Annotated in this window: 4 protein-coding genes; 3 read left to right on the forward strand and 1 reads right to left on the reverse strand. The window is 67.1% G+C overall.

Features of this window, described 5'->3' with window-relative positions; all coding sequences use genetic code 11:
* On the forward strand, positions 1 to 448 hold a 448-nt coding region (locus tag ACIQ42_RS17265), incomplete at its 5' end, for a topoisomerase C-terminal repeat-containing protein (RefSeq protein ID WP_397423469.1).
* 39 nt (positions 449 to 487) lie between these two features.
* Here the strand turns inward: ACIQ42_RS17265 and ACIQ42_RS17270 are convergent.
* Positions 488 to 844 (reverse strand): GIY-YIG nuclease family protein, encoded by a 357-nt coding sequence (locus tag ACIQ42_RS17270; RefSeq protein ID WP_397423470.1) that lies wholly within the window; start codon positions 842 to 844, stop codon positions 488 to 490.
* A 126-nt stretch (positions 845 to 970) separates the two neighbouring features.
* Here ACIQ42_RS17270 and ACIQ42_RS17275 point away from each other — a divergent pair, with 126 nt between their 5' ends.
* Together ACIQ42_RS17275 and ACIQ42_RS17280 are read left to right on the forward strand one after the other, a co-directional pair.
* Positions 971 to 1,771: an alpha/beta fold hydrolase gene (locus tag ACIQ42_RS17275; RefSeq protein ID WP_397423471.1), complete on the forward strand. Its 801-nt coding sequence runs from the start codon at positions 971 to 973 to the stop codon at positions 1,769 to 1,771.
* Between the two features lie 36 nt (positions 1,772 to 1,807).
* Positions 1,808 to 3,460 (forward strand): ribonuclease R family protein (locus ACIQ42_RS17280; RefSeq protein ID WP_397423472.1); only part of this gene is annotated, 1,653 nt, incomplete at its 3' end.

Genomic DNA, 3,460 nt, shown 5'->3' on the forward strand with positions numbered 1-3,460 from the left:
ATACGGGCCCTTCGTGCTGCACGACGGCACCTACGCCAACCTGCCCTCGGCGGACGAAGTCTTTGACGTTGGCGTAAACCGCGCCGTTGACCTGCTGGCCACCAAGCGGGCCGGGCGACGCGGCGGGGCGGAGTCGGCGGCGCTGGCGGAACTGGGCGCGCACCCCGTCGACGGCCAGCCCATCCGCGTACTGTCAGGCCGCTACGGCCCCTACATCAAGCACGGCGCCACCAACGCCAACGTGCCACGCGGCGCCGACCCGCTTTCAGTCACCCTCGAACAGGCCATCGAACTGATCGCCGAACGCGTGGCCAAGGGCGGCGGCGGCAAGGCGAAGAAGCCGGCGCGTGCGGCGAAGGCCAAGGCTGAACCGAAGGCGGCAGCGGCGAAGAAGGCTCCAGCCAAGAAGAAGCCGGCCGCGAAGAAGAAGGCGCCTGCGAAGAAATAACCCCCGCTCCGCTCATCCCGGCGAATGCCGGGACCCAGATCAAAGGTCACCAAGTCTTCCGTCGAGGCTCCCGTCGTCCAATGCGGCGAGCCATTCGCTCGCCGTTAGGCCTCCGCCGACCAAATCCTCATACAGATCTCGCCAATCGGGATTCTGGGCTTCGATCAGCATGATTTTCCACGAACGCCTCCATTCCTTGATCCGCCGCTCGCGCTGGAACGCACCCTCGCGCGTTTCGTGACTCTCGAACCAGACCAGTTGCGACACATCGTAGCGAGTGGTGAAACCTTGCCGCATCTTCTCGCGGTGCTCCCAGACTCGGCGCATCAGATCGTCTGTGGAACCGACGTAGATCGTCCCGTTCCGCTGGCTTGCCAGAATGTAGGTGGCGAACATGATGTTCGCATCATGTTCTACTTCTGATCTATCAGGCAAGGTCTACGCTCTACGAACTGGGTCCCGGCATTCGCCGGGATGAGCGGGATTGTTTAGCGATCTGGCTTGTCTACGCTAACATTCCCCATGCCCCACACCCGCCTCAACGGTCTGAACCTCTACTACGAGCGCGCCGGCTCAGGCCCGCGCCTGCTGTTCATCTCCGGCACTGGCGGGGACCTGCGGGTCACGCCCAACGTGTTCGCCTCACCGCTGGCCAAGGCTTTCGACCTCGTGGCCTACGACCAGCGCGGTCTGGGCCGGACCGAAAAGCCCGATGCGCCCTACTCCATGGCGCAGTACGCTGATGACGCCGCGGCCCTCATGGACCACCTCGGGTGGGATGACGCCCTGGTGATCGGCGTCTCGTTCGGCGGGATGGTGGCGCAGGAGCTGGTGCTGCGGCATCCGTCCCGCGTTCAACGGCTGGTGCTGGCCTGCACCTCGCCCGGCGGTGAGGGCGGGGCATCCTTCGCCTTCCACGAGATCGAGCATCTCAAGGGCGAGGACCGCGCCAGGTTCATGATCCCCATCAGTGACACCCGCCGCGACGCCGCATGGGCTGCGGCGAATCCTCAGGACTACGCCACCTTCGTCGCCATGGCCGCCGCCGACCCGTTCGCCGACGAACCCGGTCGCGCGGCAGGCGCTCATCGCCAGCTCGAGGCCCGCGCCGCCCACGATACCTGGGATCGCCTGCCGCAGATCGCTTGCCCCGTGCTGATCGCCGCCGGCCAGTTCGACGGGATCGCCCTGCCCGCCACCCAGGAGAAGATGGCGGCCCGCATCGCCGGCGCGGAGCTTCAGTGGTTCAAGGGCGGGCACATGTTCATGGTCCAGGACCGGGCGGCCTATCCGGCCATGATCGCATTTTTGAACGCCGCCTAAGCCGCTTCAAGCGTCCAAACCGTGCTATGGCGCGGCATGGCCCGACCGAAGAGACCGAACAAGACGATCAAGAAGCCCACGCGCCCGCCGCAGGGCCTGCCGGATCGCGACACCCTGCTGGCCTTCATCCGCGAGCAGGGCGAGCCCAACAAGGCCGGCATCGCCAACGCCTTTGGCCTGAAGGGCGCCGATCGCCGCGCGCTCCGCGAAATGCTGAACGCCCTGGAAGCCGAGGGCGCGCTGGGCAAGCGCGGCCGCCGCGGCTTTGCCGAAGCCGGCGCCTTTCCCGAGGTCGGCGTGGTTGACGTGGTCGGCAAGGATGTCGACGGCGAGCTGCTGGTCAAGCTGGTCAAGGGCGAGGAGACGCCCGTCGTATCTCTGGCCCCCGGCAAGGAGTCCGGCTCCGGCGCGCCAGGCATGGGCGACCGCCTGCTGGTGCGGTTCGTCCAACTGGAAACCGGCGAGTTTGAAGCCAGGCTGATCAAGCGACTGGGCCAGAGCGCACACCGCATCCTGGGCGTGGTCCGCAAGGTGCGCCGCGAGGTCCGGGTCGAGCCGGTGGATCGCCGGTCCAAGGACAGCCTGCTGCTGCCGCCCGGCGAGAACGTCCAGGACGGCGATCTGGTGCTGGCGACGATCGAGAGCCACGGCAGCCGCTTCGGCCCGAAGCACGGCAAGCTGCTGGAGATCGTCGGCCGCGAGGACGAACCCCGCGCCGCCTCGCTGATCGCCATCCACACCCACGGCATCCCGATGGGCTTCTCGGCCGCCGCCGAAGCCGAGGCCGAGGAGGCCGAACCGCCGACCCTCAGCGGTCGGGAAGATATGCGCGACGTGCCCCTGATCACCATCGATCCGCAGGACGCCCGCGACCACGACGACGCCGTATTTGCGCAGCCCGACGATGATCCGAAGAACCCCGGCGGCTGGATCGCCTGGGTGGCCATCGCCGATGTCGCCGCCTATGTCCGCCCCGGCTCGGAACTGGACCGGATCGCCCGCGAGAAGGGCAACAGCGTCTACTTCCCTGACCGGGTGGAGCCGATGCTGCCTGAGCGGCTCTCCAACGGCCTGTGCTCCCTGCGCGAAGGCGAGAACCGGGCCTGCCTGGCCGTACGCATGGTGTTCGGCGCAGACGGCCGCAAGCGCGGCCACACCTTCGCCCGCGGCCTGATGCGCTCGGCGGCAAAGCTTTCCTACGAACAGGCCCAGGCCGCCATCGACGGCCAGCCCGATGACAAATCCGGCCCGTTGCTGGATCGGGTGCTGACGCCGCTGTGGGCCGCCTACGCCTGCCTGAAAAAAGGCCGCGACGCCCGCTCGCCCCTGGCCATTGAAAGCCTGGAACGCAAGATCTCGATCAATGCCGAGGGCGAGATCGATGCGATCACGCCCCGCCCCTCCCTCGAAGCGCACAAGCTGATCGAGGAGTTCATGATCCAGGCCAATGTCTGCGCCGCCGAGACTCTGGAGCAGAAGAAGACGCCACTGATCTACCGGATCCACGATGCGCCCAGCCAGGAGAAGATCTTCTCCCTGGCCGACTTCCTGGGATCGCTGGGAATACCCTGGACCAAGGGCGAGGCACCGCGCACCGACCGGTTCAACAAGCTGCTGGGCGAGACCCGCGAGGGGCCGCACGCCGACATCATCAACGAAGTGGTCCTGCGCACCCAGATGCAGGCGATC

This window comes from Phenylobacterium sp. (assembly GCF_044372605.1).
Classification (GTDB): Bacteria; Pseudomonadota; Alphaproteobacteria; order Caulobacterales; family Caulobacteraceae; genus Phenylobacterium.